At 46.4% G+C, this 25,042-nt stretch carries 22 protein-coding genes and 1 pseudogene; 20 read left to right on the forward strand and 3 right to left on the reverse strand.

The window, feature by feature from the left end; translation table 11 throughout:
• Nucleotides 1-39 precede the first annotated feature (39 nt).
• From ACLGGO_RS20930 to ACLGGO_RS20945, 4 genes are all read left to right on the forward strand, one after another.
• Nucleotides 40-291 carry a hypothetical protein gene (locus tag ACLGGO_RS20930; RefSeq protein WP_446420759.1) on the forward strand — a complete coding sequence of 84 codons (252 nt, stop codon included), beginning with the start codon at nucleotides 40-42 and terminating at the stop codon, nucleotides 289-291.
• Nucleotides 292-310: 19 nt separating this feature from the next.
• Nucleotides 311-3,295 (forward strand): hypothetical protein, encoded by a 2,985-nt coding sequence (locus tag ACLGGO_RS20935; protein WP_446420760.1) that lies wholly within the window; start codon nucleotides 311-313, stop codon nucleotides 3,293-3,295.
• Between the two features lie 76 nt (nucleotides 3,296-3,371).
• Nucleotides 3,372-3,809: a cyclic phosphodiesterase-like protein gene (locus ACLGGO_RS20940; RefSeq protein WP_446420761.1), complete on the forward strand. Its 438-nt coding sequence runs from the start codon at nucleotides 3,372-3,374 to the stop codon at nucleotides 3,807-3,809.
• Nucleotides 3,810-3,913: 104 nt separating this feature from the next.
• Nucleotides 3,914-5,314 (forward strand): tetratricopeptide repeat protein, encoded by a 1,401-nt coding sequence (locus ACLGGO_RS20945; RefSeq protein ID WP_446420762.1) that lies wholly within the window; start codon nucleotides 3,914-3,916, stop codon nucleotides 5,312-5,314.
• Between the two features lie 364 nt (nucleotides 5,315-5,678).
• On the opposite strand, the gene ACLGGO_RS20950 is transcribed toward ACLGGO_RS20945, so the two are convergent.
• The gene (locus ACLGGO_RS20950) at nucleotides 5,679-6,356 is read right to left on the reverse strand and encodes a Uma2 family endonuclease (RefSeq protein WP_446420763.1); all 678 of its coding nucleotides are present in this window, start codon (nucleotides 6,354-6,356) and stop codon (nucleotides 5,679-5,681) included.
• Between the two features lie 154 nt (nucleotides 6,357-6,510).
• Between ACLGGO_RS20950 and ACLGGO_RS20955 the strand changes: the two genes are divergently transcribed.
• The 8 genes and pseudogenes from ACLGGO_RS20955 to ACLGGO_RS20990 all read left to right on the forward strand — a co-directional run bounded on the left by ACLGGO_RS20955 (nucleotide 6,511) and on the right by ACLGGO_RS20990 (nucleotide 13,120).
• Nucleotides 6,511-6,714, forward strand: coding sequence for a hypothetical protein (locus tag ACLGGO_RS20955; protein WP_446420764.1), 204 nt, complete (start codon nucleotides 6,511-6,513; stop codon nucleotides 6,712-6,714).
• A 272-nt stretch (nucleotides 6,715-6,986) separates the two neighbouring features.
• Nucleotides 6,987-7,667 carry a PEP-CTERM sorting domain-containing protein gene (locus ACLGGO_RS20960; protein ID WP_446420765.1) on the forward strand — a complete coding sequence of 227 codons (681 nt, stop codon included), beginning with the start codon at nucleotides 6,987-6,989 and terminating at the stop codon, nucleotides 7,665-7,667.
• A gap of 344 nt (nucleotides 7,668-8,011) precedes the next feature.
• On the forward strand, nucleotides 8,012-8,605 hold the full coding sequence (locus ACLGGO_RS20965; protein ID WP_446420766.1) for a hypothetical protein: 594 nt from the start codon (nucleotides 8,012-8,014) through the stop codon (nucleotides 8,603-8,605).
• A gap of 54 nt (nucleotides 8,606-8,659) precedes the next feature.
• Nucleotides 8,660-9,166, forward strand: coding sequence for a DNA-binding protein (locus ACLGGO_RS20970; protein ID WP_446362666.1), 507 nt, complete (start codon nucleotides 8,660-8,662; stop codon nucleotides 9,164-9,166).
• A 36-nt stretch (nucleotides 9,167-9,202) separates the two neighbouring features.
• Nucleotides 9,203-9,622, forward strand: a pseudogene (locus ACLGGO_RS20975) (Uma2 family endonuclease); the annotation flags it as partial.
• Nucleotides 9,623-9,734: 112 nt separating this feature from the next.
• On the forward strand, nucleotides 9,735-12,362 hold the full coding sequence (gene clpB, locus ACLGGO_RS20980; protein ID WP_446420767.1) for an ATP-dependent chaperone ClpB: 2,628 nt from the start codon (nucleotides 9,735-9,737) through the stop codon (nucleotides 12,360-12,362).
• A 119-nt stretch (nucleotides 12,363-12,481) separates the two neighbouring features.
• On the forward strand, nucleotides 12,482-12,685 hold the full coding sequence (locus tag ACLGGO_RS20985) for a hypothetical protein (protein ID WP_446338680.1): 204 nt from the start codon (nucleotides 12,482-12,484) through the stop codon (nucleotides 12,683-12,685).
• A 237-nt stretch (nucleotides 12,686-12,922) separates the two neighbouring features.
• Complete coding sequence (locus ACLGGO_RS20990; RefSeq protein ID WP_446338679.1) at nucleotides 12,923-13,120, forward strand: hypothetical protein; 198 nt, start codon at nucleotides 12,923-12,925, stop codon at nucleotides 13,118-13,120.
• Nucleotides 13,121-13,177: 57 nt separating this feature from the next.
• Here the strand turns inward: ACLGGO_RS20990 and priA are convergent, their stop codons facing one another.
• Nucleotides 13,178-15,673 (reverse strand): primosomal protein N', encoded by a 2,496-nt coding sequence (priA, locus tag ACLGGO_RS20995; RefSeq protein ID WP_446420768.1) that lies wholly within the window; start codon nucleotides 15,671-15,673, stop codon nucleotides 13,178-13,180.
• 422 nt (nucleotides 15,674-16,095) lie between these two features.
• Entirely contained in the window at nucleotides 16,096-16,704 is a 609-nt protein-coding gene (locus tag ACLGGO_RS21000) for a cupin (RefSeq protein WP_446420781.1), read from the reverse strand.
• Nucleotides 16,705-16,994: 290 nt separating this feature from the next.
• Between ACLGGO_RS21000 and ACLGGO_RS21005 the strand changes: the two genes are divergently transcribed.
• The 8 genes from ACLGGO_RS21005 (at nucleotide 16,995) to ACLGGO_RS21040 (ending at nucleotide 24,978) form a co-directional block, all read left to right on the forward strand.
• A complete protein-coding gene (locus ACLGGO_RS21005; RefSeq protein ID WP_446420769.1) occupies nucleotides 16,995-17,249 on the forward strand; it encodes a hypothetical protein in 255 nt (84 codons plus the stop codon).
• 283 nt (nucleotides 17,250-17,532) lie between these two features.
• Nucleotides 17,533-18,438: an SPFH domain-containing protein gene (locus ACLGGO_RS21010; protein WP_446420770.1), complete on the forward strand. Its 906-nt coding sequence runs from the start codon at nucleotides 17,533-17,535 to the stop codon at nucleotides 18,436-18,438.
• Nucleotides 18,439-18,966: 528 nt separating this feature from the next.
• Nucleotides 18,967-20,598: a vWA domain-containing protein gene (locus ACLGGO_RS21015; RefSeq protein ID WP_446420771.1), complete on the forward strand. Its 1,632-nt coding sequence runs from the start codon at nucleotides 18,967-18,969 to the stop codon at nucleotides 20,596-20,598.
• Nucleotides 20,599-20,915: 317 nt separating this feature from the next.
• On the forward strand, nucleotides 20,916-22,217 hold the full coding sequence (locus ACLGGO_RS21020; protein ID WP_446420772.1) for a serine/threonine protein kinase: 1,302 nt from the start codon (nucleotides 20,916-20,918) through the stop codon (nucleotides 22,215-22,217).
• A gap of 86 nt (nucleotides 22,218-22,303) precedes the next feature.
• The gene (locus ACLGGO_RS21025) at nucleotides 22,304-22,456 is read left to right on the forward strand and encodes a hypothetical protein (protein ID WP_446420773.1); all 153 of its coding nucleotides are present in this window, start codon (nucleotides 22,304-22,306) and stop codon (nucleotides 22,454-22,456) included.
• Nucleotides 22,457-22,488: 32 nt separating this feature from the next.
• On the forward strand, nucleotides 22,489-22,890 hold the full coding sequence (locus ACLGGO_RS21030; RefSeq protein ID WP_446420774.1) for a VOC family protein: 402 nt from the start codon (nucleotides 22,489-22,491) through the stop codon (nucleotides 22,888-22,890).
• Nucleotides 22,851-24,143 carry a recombinase family protein gene (locus tag ACLGGO_RS21035; protein WP_446420775.1) on the forward strand — a complete coding sequence of 431 codons (1,293 nt, stop codon included), beginning with the start codon at nucleotides 22,851-22,853 and terminating at the stop codon, nucleotides 24,141-24,143. Before ACLGGO_RS21030 ends, ACLGGO_RS21035 begins: the two co-directional genes overlap by 40 nt.
• A 205-nt stretch (nucleotides 24,144-24,348) precedes the next feature.
• The gene (locus tag ACLGGO_RS21040) at nucleotides 24,349-24,978 is read left to right on the forward strand and encodes a pentapeptide repeat-containing protein (protein WP_446338669.1); all 630 of its coding nucleotides are present in this window, start codon (nucleotides 24,349-24,351) and stop codon (nucleotides 24,976-24,978) included.
• Nucleotides 24,979-25,042 lie beyond the last annotated feature (64 nt).

The following is a 25,042-nucleotide window of genomic DNA, read 5'->3' on the forward strand; positions in this document are numbered from 1 at the left end:
TAGGGGAGAATGTCAACGATTGATTGAAACGTACAACCTGTGGCAAACGAATCACTACGATACTATGTATCTTGTTCGAGATTACCTTTAGCCGTTTATCGAGAGGTGGCTGCTCATTTACGACAAGTGGAAGGAGTAGACGTTGATCTAATATGCCAAAAGACCCAGAGGTTTGATTACAATCAAAGTCAAGTAGAGGGGTTGTGGATTCACCATGCTGATGATTCTGATGCGGTGAGTCGAGAACGAGTTAACCAAATTTTGACCCACTATAACCTACTCACAACTTAATGAAGAATCGTTAACCATTATGGACTATTGGGAATTTCTACTCCAAAAAGAGGGCGATCGCACTTGGCTACCCATTAAATCCCCCAAGCTAGACTTGGAGGTGGGTCGATACCGGGTGGTGGCTCATTCAAGTTGCGCCAATACAGACGTAGAAATTTGCGTGACTCATACCGATACCACTGAAACACCACCCAAGCGACGGTATCAAAAGCGATCGCGCCGTACCAACCCTGATGGGTTAATGGTGATTATTCCCTTTACCTATCTTAAGCCTGGTCTGTGGGAACTACGCTGCTGTGGTGATATTATGTCCGATTTTCTGGGCAATTCTTGGCAGGAAATGGTACAGTTATCAGTCGCACCCAAAGCGCGTGAGGTTTTAAACAAGGCAGAAGACAGAGACTTCAAAGAAGGATGCAAGGAAGAAGAAAATAATATCACTCGTGAAACGGTCAATAGTGAGTCCACGCATCCGGAGGAACTTCACCCACCATTGATGGCTTCCCTCCATAGCCAACAGACACAAGAGGTTCACCCCAAACAACAGGAATCCCCGATCGCAGATAATGGTTCATCAGACTCATCTCACCCTATCGCCCAACCCGCCCCATCCCCCTCGCCAACTGAGCTGCCTACCCTAGCTCAGATAGTAGCATTACCACAAACCTATACCCCCTCTCAAACCCCTGTCGCAGCGACAGAAACCTCTGACACACAGACAGATCACTCCGTTTCCCACTCAACGAATGGCAAAAATGGGGATGGGGAGGAAACAAAACCCTTAGAAACAAAAGCCACCTCTCCCCCCCCGGAAGCATTACCTGAGTTAGAGATTCCCGAAGCCGATATCCCCATTCAACCCTCTAACCCTTCCCCATCTCCTTTCTCCAATCCCATCTTGGATCAATCCCTGCAAGTGCTAGAGCAAGTGTTGCAACAGGTACTTGATCCTGTGATTAAAGAGTTTGAAGAATCTGAGTCTTCAGAATTACCCATTCCCATCACCACAGAATCTGAGTTTCCCTCACAGGAGGATACCCCCTGGCAAGGATTAATTTTAACCTTAGAGGAGGAAGCCTTCGTGTCACAACGGGGAGAATCCCTCACTGTCGCGGGACAGGTGGATCGGTTAAATGTGCATCAGTTAGACCCAAGGTCAACCGTCCAGAGTGAGACTTATCAGTTTCAGGGCATCCTACACTATGAATTACGTCATCCGCAAACCGGACAGGTTGTCGTAGATGTGCAAACACCCATCACCACACCAACCTTTCCTGTAGCATTTAGCCAGAGTTTAGACATTCCCTCAGACAGCAAAACCTGTTTATTACTAGGAAAAGTTAACCTGTACAGATCAACGGGGACAGCATTAGCCAGTCAACCGTTTACCGTGACAGTGGATTTAGATGAATTGTTAGTTGCTGTTCAATCGGGAAGTTGGATGAAATCTGAAGACACGACTCCTGTGGTTTCTATCCCAAACCCCAAGTCACAGTCAACTCCCCTGAATCAGACATTTCTTGAGCTAATCGATAATCCGCCAAGCCGTCAGCCTTTCATCTACAAACCCTCAGCCAATCAACCTTTACCCCCACAGCTTTACCAACCCCAATACCAGCCAGGGTTAACAAAATCCCTGGATCTGCCTACGTTTTCTCAGCCCAAACTAACAACAGCAAAAGCATCTGAATCCCTTGAGAAAATAGAACCAGAAACCGAGGCGCGATCGCAAGCCGTTGAACCCGCCGAAAAACAGACAACCGAAACAACGCCTTCAGCACTTGACGATACGACAGAAGACTTTGTCATAGACTCATCCGTCACTGAGTCTCCGATCCAGGAAACAACCGACGGGGAAACCAACAAGGATATTCCTATTCCTAGCAAGGCTTTCTCTGAAGCATCAGTGCAGACGGAAACTGTGATGGACTCCTCTGAACCCTCAAAACCCGAAACACAGCCCTTAGAGGACAATCCCGCCGCGTTAGCCGAAACATCTGAGGAGACTGCAATAGAGTCAACCGAGATATCCGATGTTTGGACATCAACACCCGATCCTGAACCCCCATCTTTCCAGAAAGAGGAGATATCGAATCCAGACCTATCCGAGTGGAAAACAGCCGCAATGTCAAGTGCTGCACCCATAAATCAAGATCCTCTCGCTGTCGATCATGCTTTTACCCAACTCAATCTGGATGACCGATTCTGGGGGCGTTTGAATGCTTTAATGACAGATACAGATTTGGCAGAATGGCTGAAAATCGAGTTACCTTCTAGCGAGAACCTCGTTGAGTTGGAAGGGGGACTCTCAGAGCCAGAAGTTGATCCATTATTTGCTCAACCCGAAGAAATCCCCCCATCCTCAGAGAAAGACACCCCTTTAAATGACTTTGATGAATCGATGTGGGATGAAGACACCGAGGAGGTAGGGAGTCTAAGTCATGAGAATATCCCAAAACTCGAACCCCCTGTCCAACCCGATCATCCTCCCTTGAATCGTGAGGAATTGCTGGAGCGAGAAATTGTGGTTGATGAGGATGAACCCCAGGCGAGTGAACCCTCAGAGTCTCAACCAATTGGTTCGAGAACCATTAAGACACAACGATCGCACCTGAGAACCGCTGACATGGCTCAACTTGACTTAGAAACACCATTACCCACACCAGAACTGTTTATCCCGACTCAGGAACTAGCGGCTGGGGAACCTGTACTGGTAAAGGTTAAAGTGACCGCTCATTCGGCTCGCTTGGGTGTTAAATTATGGGTTCAAGATCGTCAAAGTCGCTCCCTGCTCGATGGACCTCGTTGGTTAATGGATTTAAGCCCAAATAAAGCGGGAGAATTAGAAGCATTAACCCAGTTAGTTGTACCCTTTGGTACAGTAGAACTCCGGTTTGAAGCGATTACTGTAGATTTAGACAGTGAACGGGAAAGCCATAAAGTTACTGTTGATCGGGTTGTGGTTCCGCCGGACTTGTCAGATTTTTCAGACGATGAGTTATGAATTCAAAGGGAACGGGGAACAGTTTGACTCATGAAAATAATGCGACAAGACGTGATACAAGTAAGGATTTGTGGTGTTGAATCCTAAGATATCGTTCTGGCTAATACCGTCAGCCGCTTATCGACCATTTTTCCAAGAGATCATCAATTCTCTCTCCAAAGCCCATAATTCGCCCACGTTTGAACCTCACGTCACTATCTATTCGGGGGACTATACGGCTGATGAATCGGTTGATGAATTAATCGAAACAGCCGTAAAGAACGTTTCTGGGTTTATGCTAGATATCGAACAGCTTGGCTATACCGATTTATACACCAAGACATTATTTGTACAATTTAAACCATCGGCAATTCTGACTCAGGTTTCAGAAACGTTGCGCCATAACTCGGCTAAACCCTCTGATTATGTTCTCAGTCCCCATTTAAGTTTGCTTTACCAGCATCTTGATCAAGCCGTTAAAGAAAAATTAGCCACAGAGTTAGTGATTCCCTATTCTCTGTTCCCGGGCAAATGACGTAGCTTGCTTCTTTTCGGAAAGCGAGTATGACAAATGACAAATCCGGATGAGGCGATCGCACCTGCGAAACAAGAAAAGGAGAAACTGTTCGGTTGACGGACATGAGTAGCGACAAGCATCAGCAGGACGAGACTATGATATCAGGGAATTCTCAAGTATCAAGGAAACCTTCTACTGGGATAGAGACTGTGCAAGCTGAAGCCGACAACTTTTTTAACCAAGGATTGGCGTGGTTTCAGCAAAAGGACTATCGGCGTGCGATCGCGGCGTTTAACCAAGCCTTACGGATTAATCCTGATTTGGCGGAGGCTTATCGTTATCGCGCGATGAGTCATTATTGTCAGGGAGATGCTTTGGGGGCGATTGGAGACTTCGATGAGGTGCTACGGATTAATCCTAATTATGCTGAAGTTTACAGCGATCGCGGTTTGATTCTGGCTCAGCTTAATGATCGCTGGGGCGCGATGCAGGATTATAATCAAGCCTTGCAAATTGACGGGAATTATGCTAAGGGTTATCTAAATCGCAGTATGCTGCGGTTGACATTAGAAGACTATACTGGCGCGATCGCGGATTGTGATCAAGTGATTCGGATTAATCCCAATCTCGCTGAAGGGTATCTGAATCGAGGAATTGCCCGGTTTGAACTGCAAGAGTATGAAGACGCCATAGCCGATTGCGATCGCGCTTTAGGGATTAATCCGAATCTAGCGGCGGCTTATTTTAACCGGGGGATGAATCAAATCGCTTTGGGAGTGTATCAGGAGGCGATCGCGGATTTTAACCACGTCTTGGAATTGAATCCCAATGATGCTCAAGCTTATCTAAATCGCGGTTATGTGCGGTTGCAGTTGGGAGAAAATTGGTCAAGTATTGAGGATTTTGACCAAGCGATGCGCCTAGAACCCGTGGCGGCGAAGGCATTTTTCCAACAGATTGCTAATACGTTAAACGAAGAACCAGACGCCGTTGAGGATGATGAATCAAAACTGATTCAAGGGTTGATGGTTCAAGGGAATTTACGCTATCAATTAGGCGATTATCAAGCCGCGCTGAATGCGTATAATCAGGTTTTAACTCTCGATCCTAATTATACAGAGGCGTATAACCAACGCAGTACCGTGCGTTCGGCGATGGGCGATTACCAAGGTGCGATCGCGGATTTAGAAACGGTTAAAACGCTCTCCCTGACAACTCCCTTATCCCTGGAAGTTGTATCCGTGGCGACAGATGAACTAACTCCTCAAGAATACCATGAGCGAGGTGTGGAAAAGTTGAATCAGGGAGACTTCCACGGCGCAATTGAAGCGTTTAATTACGTCTTGCAGGATAATCCAAATAATGCCACGGCGTTAACCTGTCGCGGATTTGCTTATCGTCGTCTGGGTGATAAACCACGGGCAATTGCAGATTTTCAGAAAGCCGCGAAGGTGTTTTATGAAAATGGGGATATGAAGTCATCTCAGGAAGTGATCAAGACACTGAAAAAATTGCGGCAATAATGATTAAACCCGCCCCGACACAATGATGGGTGAGACACCAATGATGAAGGGCGGGTTTTGCACAAAAGTTAGCGGTGTTAATTCAACGTTTATCCCTAAACCCGCCCCTACACGATGGCTATGGCGAGGAATTTAATGAACTGTAGGGGCGACCCGCTTGCATTAATGAACAACACGATTCCACTCAATTGGATTGGGTCGCCCTCAGCTTAATAGCGTAGCTGTAAACGATTTTGGCGGTAGGGGCGACCCGCTTGTATCAATGAACAACACGATTCCACTTAATTGAATCGGGTCGCCCTCAGCTTAATCATTTAGAAATGATCCTGGGCGCAAGCCTTGCGCCCCTACAGAATCGCTACGCTTATGGATTTAAACGCTGGACAAATACCTGATGCTCGGCTGTCTGTATTCCCTGCTGCAAGACGGCTAAAACCTCAGCTAAATTCCCCTCGCGCAACGCATTAACCGCTAGCCATAATCCCGGAAAAACACGAGATTTAATAATCCCAGTTTCATCGGGTTCTACGGAAACATATCGTCCTTCTTCTAAGCAAAACCAATCAATACGATTTTCGTAACTTTGCCACACAATATATTCTTGCACACCATTGCGACGATAGGCATTCAATTTATCGTTTAAATCATAAGAGGCACTGGAAGCCGCTACTTCCACAATTAACTCCGGTGCACCTTCAATATAATCATCCTCAGTAATCCGAGAATTCCCTCCTACTTCCGGTTCAATTCGCAGTAAAGCATCCGGTTGAGGTTCGTTATCGGCATCCAGACGGACTGTAGTATTATCAGCCAGATATGCACCCGGAGTTTCTGACTCGTACATTAACAACCAACCGATAATTTGAGCATGGGGTTTACCGTGACGGTTGGCGCGAACGGGTGAAGCCACGTAAACCACTCCTTCAATTAATTCGGCTTTTTTATTGTCTGGCATTTGCTGATAGCGACGCTCAAATTCGATGCGAGTGAGGCGATCGCCACTTTCTAGGGGAGGAGGAGAAATGGTGGGACTGATTGACATCTGGCACTCTCTAACTGTAATCGCTAATGATTACGTTCATTTTAGCGTTGAGTGATGACGGTTATAAATCATCTTTGGCATAAGAGTGAGGGGTGAGATGCCCAGGATTAAGGGCGGGTTTTGAACATAGGTTAGCGGTGTTGATTCAAGATTTATGCCTAAACCCGCCCCTACACGATGGTTATGGCGAGGAAAATTTATGATTTTGGCACGGGGTTTACCATTTGGATCAAGGTTATGGAGGAGATGCCCAGGATTAAGGGCGGGTTTTGAACAAAGGTTAGCGGTGTTGATTCAAGGTTTAACCCTAAACCCGCCCCTACACGATGGCGATGGTGATGAAAATTTATTATTTTAGCCCTGTTCCTTCATCACAACTTTACAAAACGAGTTAAACAATTTCCCGTTAGTTTAAATGATTTGTGAACAAAAATGACCCTGAAACCCTTATTCTCTCAGGATTGCCATTTCACAATTCATTTATACGCCTGATGAATTTTTAAGTTTCAATTATTTCAAGTTCCTGTAAAGTTTCAAAATACATCTTGACACCATCGGGGGGGGGTAATTCATGATTTATTTATTGAAGCAAATTAACTGCTCAAGCAAACGACATCATCTAATTAAACCATGCTGAAATCACTATCTCTCGTTACCGTTGGCGCTACAGTTATGGCACTGGGAGCGATTACTCAAGCCGAAGCCACTTCAATTGTTCAACCTCAATCGGCTTCAACAGATATGGGAGAAAACTTTCCTTTAGTTCATAGTATTGACCAATCTGGATTGTCCGTTGGGTATACCACTGGTGTGACCGACTTTGATACTTATTTGTCAGGAAATCCCACACACACTTCTGCACGAGGAACGGATTGGGTTTCTCTTGATCCCACTGGATCGGTGACATTCGATTTTGGCAATGTTCTCAACCTGGAAGGGATGGCGTTATGGAATTTTTCAGCAAATTCCTCTGCTGGCGTATCAGACTTCGAGTTATTGGCTTCTTCTACTGGAAATGCTGGCAGTTTCATGAGTTTAGGTTCTTTTAATGCTAATACACAGTCTCAACCCAGCTCTGCCCAGGTATTCAATTTTAATCCCACCGCCGCCCAATTTATCCAGATGGATATTCTGAGTAATCATGGTTTTTCTCGCACAGCAATTGGCGAAGTTGCGTTTAAGACGGCTGACGTTACGCCTGAACCTGTTCCTGAACCTATGACTATTTTCGGTGCTGCAACGGCTCTAGGCTTTGGTGCGTTATTCAATAGAAAGAATTCCAAAAAGCAGAAGAATAAAGACAATAATTAACTGAGGGCTGGTTGCTCAAGTTAACTGATAGAATTTCATCCAGAAACCGTAGGGGCGCACCGACGTGCGCCCTTTGCTAACGTGCGCCCTTTCCCAATGTGTGCCTGATTGAATCATCAAATCTATTCCCCAATTTTAGGTAGGGGTAGGGCGGGTTTTGCCGCAACGCTAGCGGTGTCGCATCCAAGGTTTATCCCTAAACCCGCCCCTACATTATGCCTACATGACGTTTCAGGAGGGTTGGCACTTGTAGGGGCACGGCATTGCCGTACCCTTGCTGTGAAATAAGATAGAGTACAGCCAAAGCTTGGAGTAGTAGATTGATCAGTGAAGGAGTATGTTTAATGACCGATAAGCCCACATCTTACGAACAGTTCACCCTGCCAATCGTACAGGAAATGTTCGAGTTAGTTTTAGATGAACGAACCAATTGGACAGCCAACATAGAACCCGTTGAACCCAGCCCTCGATTAGTTCAAGACTTGGAAGATAATGTCCTGCTCGCCTTAGCCACCAATACTGAAAAAGCTAGGTCAGAACTCATTATCACTCCCATCCTGAACGAATTGCGTCGGAGAAAAAATGTCGTCGTATTTTCGGGTAAAACCTTCAACGTCAACGAAGAACTGGGCTTAAAGGGACGCTGCGATTTTATTGTCACGGCATCGGAGGAATTCTATTACATCAAGGCTCCCGTTTTGACGATTGTCGAAGCCAAAAATGAGAGTATTGTGTCCGGGTTAGGGCAATGTCTTGCCACAATGATTGCCGCCCAGATATTCAACCAGAGTGACGTGGTTTATGGTGCAGTAACAACAGGCGATCGCTGGAAATTCTTGCAGATCAATGGCAAAGCCGTCAGTATTTCTCCCGTTGAGTATAACTTGGACAATTTGGGTAAAATCTTGGCAGTATTGGAGGCAGCAACACTTGACTGATACACTATTTACAATTACTTGACGCAAAACTATTACGCTATCGTTATAGTTACTATGATTGTTAGTACAACCCAAGCGGCTCAAATTTTAAATATCTCCACGGCTCGACTGCGAGTCCTGCTGCTCCAGGGCAGAGTGGAAGGAGCTTACAAGACCGGGAGGATGTGGTTAATGCCTCTGTTTAATGGCAAACCGTTGATTAAGCGCGGGAAAAGAGGTCCGGCTCCGCGTTGGCGCAATCCCCGAAAGCCAGCGAAAACAATCATTCACGTTAATTCACAAAGAATTCGCCAGAATCAAAAATACCAACAACGCCAGCCGGTGATTACGGTAAAAAAGTGGGGCGACCCCGCGTCGGGGATTGGGGCTCATGATCAGGGGACTCAAAAGGGCAAGACGAATGTCTATGGTCATGAGGTAGAAATACCGGGAGGATGCCGGGTTGTTTATCGTCCCGATAGTCCCAGATGTGGAGCTAAGGTGTGGATTGAAACCTTTGACAACGTCAGGGTGATTTCTTGGCAGGAGGAGGGTTCTTCCCAACCGATCGGCAAAACTTGATCGCGATCGCGCTCCGTATCAAATATGAATTAAACTAATGAACCGCAACCCGATGCCTTACTCCGAATTGAACCGGAAGTCGGAGGAAATTCTCGGATTACTGCGGATGATTATATTGAAGGCGCACCGGAGTTAATTGTAGAAGTAGCGGCTTCCAGTGCCTCTTATGATTTAAATGATAAACTGAATGCCTATCGTCGCAATGGTGTACAAGAGTATATTGTCTGGCAAAGTTATGAAAATCGTATTGATTGGTTTCGCTTAGAAGAGGGAAGATATGTTTCCTTAGAACCTGATGAAGTCGGGATTATTCGCTCTAATGTTTTTCCGGGATTATGGCTAGCAGTGAATGCGTTACGTGAGGGAAATTTAGCTGAAGTTTTGGCAGTGTTGCAGCAGGGAATACAGACAGCAGAACATCAGGAGTATGTCCAGCGTTTAAATCCGCAAGCATAGCGATTCTGTCGTGAAATACCCCGTAAAAAAGCCGTGAACACCGATCTAGCCATCGCCACCCGCTTCTTACAATAAGGTCAGTTAAACAAATTCTCTACGTTAACGACTGACTATGCAACCCAATAATCCCAATCTGTTTACCGAAAAAGCCTGGGAAGCCCTCGCCCATACCCCAGATCTCGTTAAAGCCGCCCAGCAACAACAAATTGAAAGCGAACATTTGATGAAAGCGCTGCTGGAACAAGAGGGGCTGGCGATCAGCATTCTCAATAAAGCCCAAATCCCCGTGCAGCGAATCCGGGAAGCCACAGATGCCTTTATCCAGCGTCAACCCAAGGTTTCTGGGAGTAGTTCCTCGATTTATATGGGGCGTAGCCTGGATACCTTGTTAGATCGGGCTGATGCTTACCGTAAAGAATTTAACGATGACTACATCTCCGTAGAGCATCTAATGTTAGCGTATGTCAAAGACGATCGCTTTGGCAAAAGCCTATTTCAGGAATTTAAACTAGACGAACAAAGGCTGAGAACGACGATTACCCAAATTCGGGGGAACCAAACTGTGAGTGATCAAAACCCAGAAGGCAAATACGAAGCCCTAGAGAAATATGGACGGGATTTAACCGAAGCCGCTAGAGACGGTAAACTTGACCCGGTGATTGGGCGAGATGATGAGATTCGCCGCACAATTCAAATTCTCTCCCGCCGCACCAAAAATAACCCCGTTTTGATTGGGGAACCCGGAGTGGGTAAAACTGCCATTGCAGAGGGATTAGCCCAGCGTATTGTCGCCGGAGATGTCCCCCAATCCCTGAAGGATCGCAAATTAATCGCCCTAGATATGGGGGCGTTAATCGCCGGGGCGAAGTTCCGAGGAGAATTTGAAGAACGCCTGAAAGCGGTTCTCAAAGAAGTTACCGACTCCAAGGGACAAATCATCATGTTTATTGATGAAATCCATACCGTTGTCGGTGCAGGGGCGACACAAGGATCGATGGATGCGGGGAATTTACTCAAACCCATGCTGGCTAGAGGGGAGTTGCGCTGTATTGGGGCGACAACCTTAGATGAGTATCGCAAATATTTAGAAAAAGATGCCGCATTAGAACGGCGTTTCCAACAAGTCTTCGTGGATCAACCCAGTGTCGTGGATACGATCTCCATTCTCAGAGGGTTAAAAGAACGCTACGAAGTTCACCACGGGGTTAAAATCTCCGATAGCGCCTTAGTTGCAGCCGCGACACTATCCACCCGTTATATTAGCGATCGCTTCCTCCCGGATAAAGCCATTGATTTAGTCGATGAAGCCGCCGCCCGCCTGAAAATGGAGATTACCTCCAAACCGGAAGAACTTGACGAAATCGATCGCAAAATCCTGCAACTAGAAATGGAGAAACTGTCCCTGCAAAAAGACAGTGATCCGGCTTCCATGGAACGCTTAGATCGCCTGGAACAAGAACTGGCAAACCTGAAAGAAGAACAACGCACCTTAAACGCCCAATGGCAATCTGAAAAAGACGTTCTGGATCGGATTCAAGGGATTAAAGAAGAAATTGACCGAGTGAACGTGGAAATCAGCCAAGCCGAACGGGAATACAACCTAAATCGGGCGGCTGAACTCAAATACGGGAAACTCGCCGAGTTACAGCGATCGCTGCAAGGGGCTGAACAACATCTGAACCAAACCCAAACCAGTGGTAAGTCCCTGTTACGGGAAGAAGTCACCGAGTCTGATATTGCTGAAATTATCTCCAAGTGGACAGGAATTCCGATCAGCAAGCTAGTCGAATCCGAGAAAGAGAAACTCCTGCAACTCGAAGAGGAACTCCATCAACGAGTCGTCGGACAAGAAGAAGCCGTTACCGCCGTAGCCGATGCAATTCAGCGATCGCGGGCGGGGTTAGCTGACCCCAATCGTCCCACCGCTAGCTTCATTTTCCTAGGTCCGACGGGTGTGGGTAAAACCGAATTAGCAAAAGCCCTCGCCGCCTATCTCTTCGACACCGAAGACGCCTTGGTGCGGATTGATATGTCCGAATACATGGAAAAACACGCCGTCTCTCGCCTGATTGGTGCGCCTCCAGGATATATTGGCTATGAAGAAGGGGGTCAGTTAACTGAATCAATTCGGCGACGCCCTTATGCGGTAATTCTGTTCGACGAAATCGAGAAGGCGCATAATGATGTATTTAACATCATGCTGCAAATCCTTGATGATGGTCGGGTCACCGATGCTCAAGGACATACGGTAGACTTCAAGAACACCGTAATTATCATGACCAGCAATATTGGATCGCAGTACATTCTCGACTTAGCGGGCGATGATACCCACTATGACGAAATGCGGGGGCGGGTGATGGATGCGATGCGGACTAGCTTCCGTCCGGAGTTCTTGAACCGGATTGACGAAGTGATTATCTTCCACGCCCTGCAAAAACACCAGTTACGCCATATCGTTTCCCTACAAACTCACCTACTGGAGAAACGCCTCGCCGAACGGCAAATGTCGCTGAAGCTATCGGAAGAGGCGATCGATTACTTAGCCGAAGTGGGGTATGATCCGGTGTACGGCGCACGTCCCCTGAAGCGGGCGATTCAACGGGAATTAGAAACCCAACTTGCCAAAGCCATCCTCCGGGGTCAGTTCAGCGACGGTGATACCATCTTTGTGGATGTGGAGAACGAACGGCTGACATTCAAGCGCTTACCTGCGGAGTTGTTGACGACGCAATCAAATTAATTCCTCGACAGCCAGGGAATCTAGGACAGGTTAATCCCCCACTTTAGGGGGATTGTGCCATTCTATGCAAAAATAAGTCCGGTAATTCTGTCGTTATCTCAATCTCAAGGAACTCGATTGTGAATCAATCCCCAAATGAAGGCACAAAAACCTTTTTGTATATTGTTGGCATTTCCCTGGGTGTGGGTCTTTTACTCGCCGCGTTTGTTTTGCTACTCACGGGAGTTGGTGTAATTAAGCAAATTCCCTCGGCTGTTGTCTGGGCGATCGTTCTTTTTTCCATTGGTATCGGTATCCTCAGCGGTATTAGTATCAGGCGGTAAATTTTGATGTTCTGAGTGGATTAGCTGATGTGCATTTAAATTGGGTATTCCCGGTTAAGAGTTTCCTGTTTCCCAACCTTAGCCATCATCTTTAATTTTGTCCGACTCCTTGATAGCTGTCGTCATAAAGGTTAGGACTTTCTTGATGGCTGAAATGACTATGTACCAATCATAAACTTTCTGCCTTCTGCCTTTGGCTCTATAAAGTTACTCATCTAGAATAAACCCTGACATCTTATGAGTCCACTTCCCCCATCGGATACCCTAATTTATGCTTATATTTTTTCCATTTCTGTAGCCGTTACGTTTGTGGTTTATATTTTGCGCGGTTTCGGAATCCTCAGCTTTATTCCCGGAGGTATTTTGTGGTTATTAATTTTACTGTCGATTGCTACAGGAGTTATTTACGGGGTACAGAAAACCAAGCGGTATTGAGATTGTAGAGACGTTAATTCCCCATACCTGATGCAGGGCGAAAAGACAAATGACCCCTTACATCATATTCAGCGGATCAACATCAATCGTCAAACTCACATCTGGCGGACAAATCCCCTGCAACGCCGCCACATCCGGTAATCCTACCGCCACCCCTGGGGGAAACTTGAGTAAAATCTGCCAGCGATAACGACGGGCGATTCGCATAATCCCCGCAGGCGCCGGTCCTAATATCTCATACCCGGAACCCGCCTGACTCAACCAATCCGCTAACGTCTCCGCCGCCTTCTCAACCACCATCTCCTCTAACCCACTCAACCGCAACAAAATCAAATGCCCATAGGGAGGATAATTCAACGATTCCCGTTGTACCAATTCCGCCTCGGTAAACACCTCATACCCATGAGTTTGCACCGCCTGAATCACCGGATGCTGAGGCGAATAAGTCTGGACAATCACCTGACCTGGTTCATCCCCCCGCCCCGCCCGCCCTGCGACTTGGGTTAAGGTTTGAAATGCCCGTTCTGCTGCCCGATAATCGGATAAGTGTAATAATCCATCAGCAGCAACGACCCCGACTAAAGTTACTCCCGCTAAATCTAACCCCTTGGTCAACATTTGCGTCCCGACTAATAAGTCCGCTTCCCCATTGGCAAAACGAGTTAACAAGGTTCGATGCGCCCCCTTGGTGCGGGTGGTATCACTATCAAAGCGAATCACCCGTAAATCGGGAAACGCCTTCGCCAACTCCTGTTCTACCCGTTGAGTACCACTACCAAAAAACTTGAGGTACGGTGAACCACATTCGGGACAATTACTAGGATGGGCGGTTGTATAGTTGCAATAGTGACACCGCAAGAGTTGATTCGCCCCTTCATAAGCATAATGATAGGACAGGGAAACATCACAGTCTGGGCATTCCATCACATAGCCGCAACTGCGACAGGAGACAAAGGTACTATGTCCACGACGGGGAATAAATAAAATCCCCTGTCGCTGCTTTTGTTGCAACTGCTGCAACCCGGCTTGGAGAGAACGGCTAAAAATTGAACGATTCCCCTGCTTTAACTCCTGTCTCATATCCACAATTTCCACGGGGGGTAAGGGGCGAGATTGGATGCGTTCAGGTAAGGAAAGGTAATAGGTTTTATGGTCGAGATTGGTGGGTTGACCCTTGACAGACACCCAGGTTTCTAATGAAGGAGTCGCTGAACCCAAAACTAGAGGACAATTTTCCAATTCCGCCCGCCACTGGGCGACGGTACGGGCATGATAGGTAGGAGAAAGACTGTCTTGCTTGAAACTGGAGTCGTGTTCTTCATCTAATATAATTAGACCCAATTTGGGTAAGGGGACAAAAACTGCCGATCGCGTCCCGATAACGACCTGGGGTTCTCCACTTAAGACTTGTCGCCAGGTATCATAACGTTCACCATCAGATAACCCACTGTGATACACATTCACTTTTTTGCCAAAGCGGGCGCGAAATCGGTCGGTAAGTTGAGGCGTTAGACCGATCTCTGGAACTAACACCAGGGCAGATTTTCCCGCCCTTAACAACGGCGCGATCGCTTGCAGATAAACCTCGGTTTTCCCGGAACCCGTTACCCCATGCAATAGCACTTGGTTATACTCATCTAAACCCTGAATCGTTTTTAATGCATGAGTTTGTGCCTCTGTCAACACTTTGGGGCGATCATCTGCCACATTCGGCTGATCTAGTGTCCGGAGAACTTCCCGGTGTTCAACCACAACATACCCTTTTTCTGCCAGTTTGTTGACAATAGAAGACGTGGCATGACAGACTTTCAACAACTCATTCAGCCACATATCCCCACCCCGACGCCGCAGTACATCTAGCACTTCCCGTTGTCGTTCGGTTAAATCGGCGTCAAAGCGATCTGCGACTAGGGTGACAGCTTTCTTTAGTTTGGGGCGTGAAGGTTGGGGCGGTTTCAAATAACTTTCCACCCAGCCTCGTTTGAGTAACTCCTTCACCCCGCGCCGCGCCCCTTTCACCTGGCGTTGTAGATACGCGACACTGTAATCCCCTTCCGGTTGGGCGTCTAGGAGTGTCAAAATCTGACGCGCTGTTCGACCGACAAACGTATCTGCACCATCAGGAACCGCCTCTCGATGCAAACGAACTCGCCGTTGCGATCGCATCAACAATCCCGGCGGTAACGCCCCCCGAACCACAGATATCAGAGGTGTGCAATAATACTGCGCCACTCGTTCCAATACTCGCCAATAGGAGTTCTCAAAAAACCCCGTACCGATCACATCCTCCACCTCCCGGATTTTCGCCAATGGCACATCCGCAGGGGGAGAAGCCAGTAAGCGAATCGCTATTGCACCCACCTGTTGGCTATTCAATGGAACTGTCAGAATATCCCCCGGTTTAACGGACACATCAGCTGGGATGCGGTACGTCAACAGTCCTTCGAGTCCCGGACAATCCACCAGCGTCTCCACCCAGCGATTCTGATCACCACCGGATTGATAGGTTGCTTTCGGTTCTGCCACAATTAAACTTGTCGGGGAATCAAACACAGCGATAACCTCTAAATTCTGCTCACAGCAACTGGGGGAACATCGATTCAGTCACCTCAGTTAGCGGTTTTCCTGTAGAGACGAGCCATGGCGCGTCTTTTTAAGTCCTCTGACTCATTAACTTCAAAGATAAACGCTAACATCAATAATTATTAAAACTTATCTCTTGCTCGGAACTCCTGTCCTTGTGTGGATAGGGTAAATCCAGAAATCCTCCCTAAACGCGACATCAGTAGAACTTGGCGGTTTTATCGGTAATCACCTGCCAAATTTTAGAGAACGTATATTGTATAGCAAAAGTTATCTGTAGGGGGACGGCAATGCCGTGTCCCTACTAAGTACCTGGACTTATATATGGCTTACGCCCGATTTAACTGTCAAATCTATTCCACCATTTTAGGTGTGCCACGTCACAAGGAAGATTAGAAGTTTTTCGCCGTGTGAGTAATCGAATCGAACTCAAATCGCTGCTGATAATCTGTTTCTCCATAAAGATTAAAGGTAATTGTCGGTTCCTCTCCCATCGCTTCTACATGGTGAATCGCATCCGGCATAAAGCTGATAATATCGCCAGGAACTAGAACCTGTTCACCTCCCTTTTCGATGCGATCGCGACCTTCTGAATCCCTAGTCCGTCGCCAAAATGTATTTTTTTCTTCACCACTGATCAATGCTACAACTCCCCAAGCGGCATGATTATGAATCGGAGAGACTCGTCCAGGTAACCAAACTACAGTCTGTACGGTTAAGGGGAATTTTGGCTCATCATAAAGCATCAGGACAGACCACCCTGTATCGGGATTGGGTTCGCGATATTCACCTTGTAGCCAATCGGAACTTGTCAGTAAACGGCGGACTAACGGGCGAATTTTTTCTAGGCGTTGGCGATCATCCTTGATAGTTTCCAGAATATCTTCTACATCGGTTAGAAAGCGATAAAGTCGATAGTACCCTGTAGATGTTTCACTCTCCTGAACCTTACAGCCTAGACAGTCTCCATTATCTGTTACTAACCAATCGCTACTTTCCATCATTTATTTTACAACTAGAGTATAATCAGCGGCAATTATGTTTTGTTCAGGTTTCACCATACTGTCAATTTTGACAAATTAATTCAGAGAAAACCTGAGTTTTTCCTGAGAAAATCGAGGTTTGTCCTGAACCTCCCCTAATCTAATAAGCCATCTTTGACCACAGTCTCAGCAAATCCCAAGCTGTTTCTAAGGATAACTTAAGCTTCTTAGGCTTAAGTATTACCTAAGCCCCGGCAAACTTCCGGGCGATGACGTAGCCATCCTTGTATCACAGAAGCCAGAAGAGAATGAAAGTTAACTACATTGCCACACTCACCATTGCCTCTATTCTAAGTCTGGGGTTAGCAACGGGCTGTGGGAACCCCTGTGCCGCCAAACCCAAGCCTGAAGGTGCGACTGAAACTCAAGCGAATCCTTGTGCGGGGAAAGAGAATCCTTGTGCGGGGAAAGAAAATCCTTGTGCGGGGAAAGAGAATCCTTGTGCGGGGAAAGAAAATCCCTGTGCGGGGAAAGAAAATCCCTGTGCGAGTAAGACGAATTAATCAGCCTGTAGATTGACAACTTCTGTTACAAAGGCGCGAAGAAAACCTTGCCTTACCATTAAATCACCATCTGTAGGAGCAATTCATGAATTGCCCCTATTTTTTTCGCGTGACTTCTACCGATACACGTCTGTGGATGCAATACCGACTTGTGAGTGTTCATACACATACCTTCGTTGTGTATGACTGAGTAGAGATAATTGGGATAAGAATTAAATCAAACATTGTTTTTGGTTGTTAAAGAAGACGGGCTAGCCGCTGTTACTTCATTCTCATACCAGAATTGATTATCTCCCTACTTACTGGAATAACGGTTGCTTTAGCAATTATTGCATCAGGTTGTGGTGCTGTTCCTGGAACCAGTGTCAAGCGGATACCTGCTGGCTATGTCGGACTCAAAGTCGAGCTTTATGGTGAAAATCGTGGAGTACAAAATGCGACGATTAGTACAGGTAAGGTTTGGTATAATGGCTACACTGAAGAAATTGTCGTTTTTCCAGACCACGTTCAGTATTATATCTTAACGGCTTCAACGGAAGAAGGCTCTCCAGTTGATGAAAGCATCAGCTTTGGTGTTGGTGGTACAACAGTTAATGCTGATGTCTCCCTGTCGTATTTTTTCAACACCCAGAAAATTAAAGACTTTTACGGGAAGTATCTGAAAGAGCCGGAACAGTTTAAAGCCACCTTAGTTCGCAGCGAAACCCGTAATTGCTTCAACGAGTCAGCCACTGGCTTGAAACCTGAAGAAATTGTGGGAAACAAGCAGGCACAATTACTCAAAGATGTCCAAACTTGTTTGAACAATAAATTTAGTCCGGTTGGTGTTACGTTTGATTCGATAGGTTTTGTCAGTAAGCCTCGATTTGATGAGTCCATTGAAGCCCAAATAACGGCTCGTTTCCAAGCTGAACAGCAAGCCGTAGCCGCCAAAGCACAACTTGAAGTTGCCGAAGCCGAATCCAAGCGAAAAATTGCCGAAGCGAGGGGAGAAGCCGAAGCCTCTCGGATTAAAGCCTCAACGGTTTCACCTTTAACGATTCGTTTGCGGGAGTTAGAATTGCAAGAGGAAATGATTAAGAAATGGGATGGAATTTTACCCACATATTTAGGTGGAACTGCACCATTTCCTTCCTTCGATCCGAATGCGGGTCATTCGCTACCGTCGGCTAGTACAGCGAATAAGTGATTCGTCCTTTGTCATACTCGCTCCCTTGAGAAGCAAGCTACGCCATTTGTCCTGTGAATGAAGTACAGTCTATCTAAGCAAGATCCCCGACTTCTTAAAGAAGTCGGGGATCTGTGTACCTCGCTTACTAGCAAAAGCGCTGTAATTGCGGTTAAGGGTAATCAAAAGAGACATCCCAACTCTGACGCGATCGCAAGCTTTACTACCCTTCGTCCAATCCCCTTGTAAGTGAATCGGTATTCTAGGACACTTGACTAACTTGCATAAGTAGGGAAGCGGTGAGAGATAAATAGGATATGCTACATAATTAAGAGCTGTAATCCTTCTAGAAAGCCAAACTGACGCAACGATCCTATTGATATTAGAACGAGATAGGCTTCGCTTCTAATTCAATACTACCGTTACAGTTTTGGCAACCACGGCATCAAATCACAAACACCGATAGTAAAACTAGGGAGTTACAGAAACTAATAGTTAGCAATTAAGTTTTTTATCCAACCGAATAAATATCAGTTGTAAGGGGAAATCATGAAAACTATGCATAGAGCGATCGCAACTTTAGGACTAGCCGCTATATTGGGAGCGCTTACTGTTGCTTGCGAAGGGGAGGATGGAGGATATTCTACATCTGAATCTCTTAGCAACCAGGCTCAAATTCAAGTCTCGCCAGAGGTAGTTCCTCCCCCAGAAACTAAATTAGCACCGCAAGCCGATACCCTTAATCCTCAAGTTCCCGAAGAATCTAACCGAGAAACCTACAGTTCTATCCCGGAAAATCCCTTTTTAAACGCTAGCAGTAATCCCCTCTCTACCTTCTCCATTGATGTCGATGCCGCCTCTTATAGTAACGTGCGGCGCTTTATCAATGAGGGTCAGCTTCCACCACCCGATGCGGTGCGGCTTGAAGAATTAATTAACTATTTTACTTACGATTATCCGCAACCGGAAGCCAATAAACCCTTTTCTATCACTACAGAAGTTGCCGAAGCACCTTGGAATCCGAAACACAAATTAGTTCACATTGGCTTGCAGGGGAAAAGCATTTCCACTGAAAATTTACCTGCCAGTAATCTGGTCTTTTTGTTAGATGTTTCCGGTTCCATGTCGGACGCCAATAAACTCCCCTTACTTAAAGAATCATTACGGTTACTCGTTGACCAATTGCGAGATGAAGATCAGGTTAGTATCGTTGTCTATGCGGGGGCGGCGGGGACAGTACTACCACCAACACCTGGAAACCAAAAAGACACCATACTAGCAGCTATTGATAAACTCGAAGCTGGGGGTTCAACGGCTGGAGGTGAGGGAATTAAGCTAGCGTATAAACTGGCTCAAGAGAATTTTATCGAATCGGGTAATAACCGTGTCATTCTCGCCACAGATGGGGATTTCAATGTCGGTATTTCTAGCGATGAAGAATTAGTCAGCCTGATTGAAGAGAAACGAGAGCAAGACATTTTCCTTACCGTGCTAGGATTTGGCACAGGCAATCTCCAAGATGCCAAGATGGAAAAAATTGCCAATAAAGGCAATGGCAATTATGCTTACATCGACAATATCCTGGAAGCGAATAAAGTCCTGGTTAATGAAGTCGGCGGAACCTTACTTACTATTGCCAAGGATGTGAAAATTCAGGTAGGATTTAACCCGGAAAAAGTCCAAGGGTATCGGCTGATTGGTTATGAAAATCGGCGGCTGCAAAACGAAGCGTTTCAGGATGATAAAAAAGACGCGGGTGAATTAGGCGCTGGTCATTCCGTTACCGCCCTCTATGAAATTATTCCCCTGGGAGTGAAGAGTGATGTGCCGTTATCGGATGTTGATCTCGTCACCTCTCAACAGAAAACCGATGAATCGATGTCGTTTTCGGGGAATGACTTAATGCAGGTGAAGTTACGGTATAAGCAGCCGGATCAGGATACATCTCAACTGATTATCTCACCCGTGTTGGATCAGGGATTAACCTTAGCACAAGCCTCGGATAACTTTAAATTCTCGGCATCTGTTGCTGAATTTGGTATGGTATTGAGAAAGTCTCAGTACAAAGGTAATGGAAATTTTGATCACGTTTTGCAGCTTGCTAGTCAATCTCAGGGAGCAGATTTAGATGGATACAGAGCTGAGTTTGTTCGGTTAGTGAAGCAGGCAAAATCGCTGTAGAGACAATCGGCTGAATGGGTGGGGTGGAGGAAACAAGTAAATGAGCCGCTAGCCTAAATCAAAAATTGGAATGCTTGTATGGGCGACCAGCTGCACAAACTAACAATTGGAATCCACTCAATAATATCGGGTCGCCCTCGACTCAAACGGACTGATTTTGCTAATATTTTAGCTCTAATTATAGCCATTTACCGTCTGATGAGGTAAATTGTAAGGGCGCAAGCCTTGCGCCCCTACACGAGAATTAAAGGTGATATACTTCCCTTCAAACTTCAATCTGACCCGACTTTTATCAAAACCTAAGAAAGAAATTGATTATGGCAATGAATTCTATTATTCAAAACTCCAATAACAATTTTCCAGAATTTTCCCAGCAAGGCTATCAGATTCAGCGGGAACTGGGACACAACCGTAGTAGTGGACGAGTAACGTATTTAGCCACTCATCACTCCACAGAACAACCTGTGGTGATTAAACAATTTCAATTTGCCAAAACGGGTGCGAATTGGTCAGATTTTGAGGCGCATGAACGGGAAATTACCCTGCTGCAACAATTGGATTGTCCCAGTATCCCTCAGTACCTGGATGCGTTTGAAACTCCTGATGGCTTTTGCTTAATTCAGGAATACAAGCAAGCCCCCTCTTTAGCCGTTCCCCAATCCTTTACCCCAGAGGACGTTAAACAAATTGCGATCGCACTCTTGGAGGTGTTGGTTTACCTACAACAGCAAGTTCCGCCGATTATCCATCGAGATATTAAGCCGGAAAATATTTTAGTCGAGCGTTCCCCCCAGATTAAAGTTTATTTAGTCGATTTTGGTTTAGCGCGTGCTTTTGGTGATGATTTGGCGGCGAGTAGTGTGGTGAAGGGGACGTTAGGATTTATGCCACCGGAACAGATGTTTAATCGTCAACTCACGGAAGCGTCTGATTTATATGGTTTAGGGGTAACGTTGATTTGTTTACTAACTCAGACGAAATCCGCTGATATTGGCAATTTAATGGATGAGGACTGTCGAATTAACTATAGATCTGTGGTATCGGGTTTGAATCCTCAGTTTATCACCTGGCTGGATAAAATGGTCGCCCCTAAATTGAGCGATCGCTTCCCTAATGCGGCGACGGCGCTGGCGGAATTGTTACCGATTGATGTGGTGAGGAATTCGCAAACTTCGGATCAGTTTCAGTTACTCCAGTCTGGAATTACGCCAATGTTGGTATTGAAACTGGGGGTATTGGCGGTGATCGGTACAGGTTTCGCGATCGCGTCTCGGATTACCAATCCTGTACCGTTGGGAAATTCTCAAGCCGCAGTACAGCAATTGCAGCAAACGGGTGCATGTGCTGGATGTAATTTGAGTGGCGCTGATTTGAGGAAAATGGATCTGAGAACAGTTGATTTGAGAGAGGCTAATCTGAGTGAAGCTAACCTCCAAGGGGCGAATTTGCAAAGTGCTAATTTAGAAAATGCCAATTTGACAGAGGCGAATTTGATTGATGCAGATCTTAGGGGCGCTTACTTACGAAATGCTGACTTAACGGCGGCAAACCTGACAGATACTCAGCTTGAGAGTACAGATCTCAGAGGTGCGATTATACCTGATGATTTTACACCATAGAATTGACATAACCTCACCCAACCAGTTTTCTGGGCGCAGGTTAGTAAAGGGCGCACGTCGGTGCGCCCCTACAATTCTAATCTATTATGACTACATTGCCAGACATCGAAAAAGATCAATTGTCTTTGTATTCGCTACGGGAGCATGAATATGAACAGATTTCACGTTCTGAACTCCTTTCAGGACTCGATATTGCTTTATTGACACAATGGCATCCACCCATCTATCCGGCACAATGAAAGCTAGAATCGCATTCAACAGCTAACTCGCCATGGAAATTACCCAATGTCTTCATACAGCCATTCTCGTCTCTAACCTGGAGGACGCCGAAAACTTTTATGGCAACATTTTAGGGTTATCGAAAGTCGAGCGATCGCTAAAATATGCAGGTGTCTGGTATCAGATTGGCGATGTTCAACTCCACCTCATCGTTGACACTACGCTTTCAACTCACCGGCAAAACCCGAAAAAATGGGGACGCAATCCTCACGTCGCCTTCTCGGTGGCTAGCTTAGATGACGCCAAAACGAACCTATTAGCAAATAACTGCCCGATCCAAATGAGCGCGTCTGGTCGTGCGGCTTTATTCACTCAAGACCCCGATGGTAACATTATTGAACTAAGTCAAGTAAAATGCGAATCTTCGCCTACCTCTACAGCGATCCCCTCTTAGAATCTCCTCCTGATCCAGTGATCTGGGGTTGGGAGGTGGATCACGTCTATCAAGATTTAGGTGGGCGTCAACAGTGGCGACAACTCATCGCTGATTGTCAAACTGAATCGGCTGATTATTTGCTGATCCGCCGTTTAGAGGAACTGGGCGATTCTATTACACAAGTGAGCGATCGCCTCACTCAAATCCAAGCCCTAGGTGTCATTGTCATAGCGACTGAACAATCCTACTCCTCCCATGACACCAACTCCCAAACAAACTTACTCAAACTTCTCAGTGAAGTCCAGCAAGAAGCCAGTTCTCGCCGCCTGCGTCAAGGACATGCCCGTAATCGTCTCAACGCCTTACCTCCACCGGGAAAAGCCCCCTACGGCTATCGACGGGGCAAAGACCGCTATATTTTGGATCGCAGTACCGCCCCTTTAGTCAAAGATTTTTTTGACCAATTTCTGCTGTACGGCTCATTACGCGGTGCGGTGCGGTATCTGGAAAAAAAGTATAGTAAAAAAATCTCAGTGGCAACAGGTAAACGTTGGCTAACCAGCCCCGTCTATCGGGGTGATCTCGCCTATCGCAACGGAGAAGTTCTCTGTGACACCCATAGCCCGATTCTCAACCGCGAAGAAGCCGCCCAAATTGACCGTCTGCTGCGTCGCAACCGTCGTCTCCCGTCTCGAACAGCCAGCGCCCCCCGTTCCTTAGCCGGTTTAGTCGTCTGTGGTGAGTGTCAATCTCAGATGAGTGTCACCAGCGTCACTCGCCCCCGCCAGAACTGGGAATATGTTTACCTGCGTCCGGTTAACTGTCCCAAGCGCCCTAAATGCCGTGGGATTCCCTATCAACAGGTTTTAGTAACCACAATTCAAACTATTTGTCAAGAGTTACCTCGTGCCGTAGCCGGGATGAACCTGCCCAACTTGGATGATGTCAAAAAATCTCTAATCAGCCAGATTACTGAGCAAAAAGCGGTATTAGACCAGCTTAACCACTTAACCGCAACCGGTATCCTGGATACCGAAACCGCCCAGATCCGCGCCTATAAACTCCGCACGGAACAGTCTCAACTCCTTTCCCAGCTTGCCTCCCTGCCCCCTGTGAATTTAGGCGCGATCGCACAAACCGTATCCATTCCCCAATTCTGGTCAGATTTATCGGAATCTGAGCGCCGATTTTATTTTCGAGAATTTATTCGGCAAGTCGAACTCATTCGTCAGGGTAAAGAGTGGCGGCTTCAACTTATTTTTATCTTCTAGTTGACAAAGATTAAATTATATGAGAGATGCGTCAAAAATACGATATAGTATCTAACTTGGGTGCGTATCATTACTAAGGGGAGTTATCCTGATTACTCTATTCATAGGGGGTAAATCAAGGATAATCCCATCACGACCAGGTGCAACTGCCTCAAATCACTGATGAATTAGGACGTTAGCGAGAGGCTAAGACCTGGGAATTTTTATGGATGCTGCTGAATTGCTAAAGGGTTATGCTGCCGGAGAGCGAGATTTTGAGGGAGTTGAACTCCGGGGAGCCTATCTGACTGAAGCAATTCTCAATGGAGCGAATCTGAGACACAGCGACTTGAGCGGTGCTAATCTCAGTGGCGCTAGTTTGAAAGGAGCGAACCTGAGCGAAGCCAATCTGAGTCAAGCCAACTTAAGCGTCGCTAATTTAAGCAAAGCTGAACTGAACGATGCCAATTTAACAGCGGCTGAGTTAGTCAGAGCCACGTTGATTGAATGCAACTTAAAACGGGCTAATTTGACGGGAGCGCACCTGCGGGAAGCAAGCTTGATGTTTGCCAATCTTGCCCAAGCCTGTCTTTATCAAGCCGATTTACACGGCGCGATGCTGCACCAAGCTATTTTACATTGGGCAAGCTTAAAGAATGCAGATTTAATTGGGGCAATCTTGCAAGGGGCGGATATGAGGGGCGCTGATCTCAGTCAAGCCTGTTTGATTCGCGCTGATGTATCCAAGGCAATTTTGATGGTTGCTGATCTACGGGGGGCAATTGTCATGGGAGCTAACTTTAAAGCTGCCATACTCACAGGCGCTGTTTTGCCAGATGGCAAAATGCATCAGTAGAGACAAGGAATGCCTGGGAGCTGTAGGGTGGGCATCGCCCACCAGCATGCCAGTCATAAGCATT

This window comes from Coleofasciculus sp., assembly GCF_046565525.1.
Taxonomy (GTDB): Bacteria; Cyanobacteriota; Cyanobacteriia; order Cyanobacteriales; family Coleofasciculaceae; genus Coleofasciculus.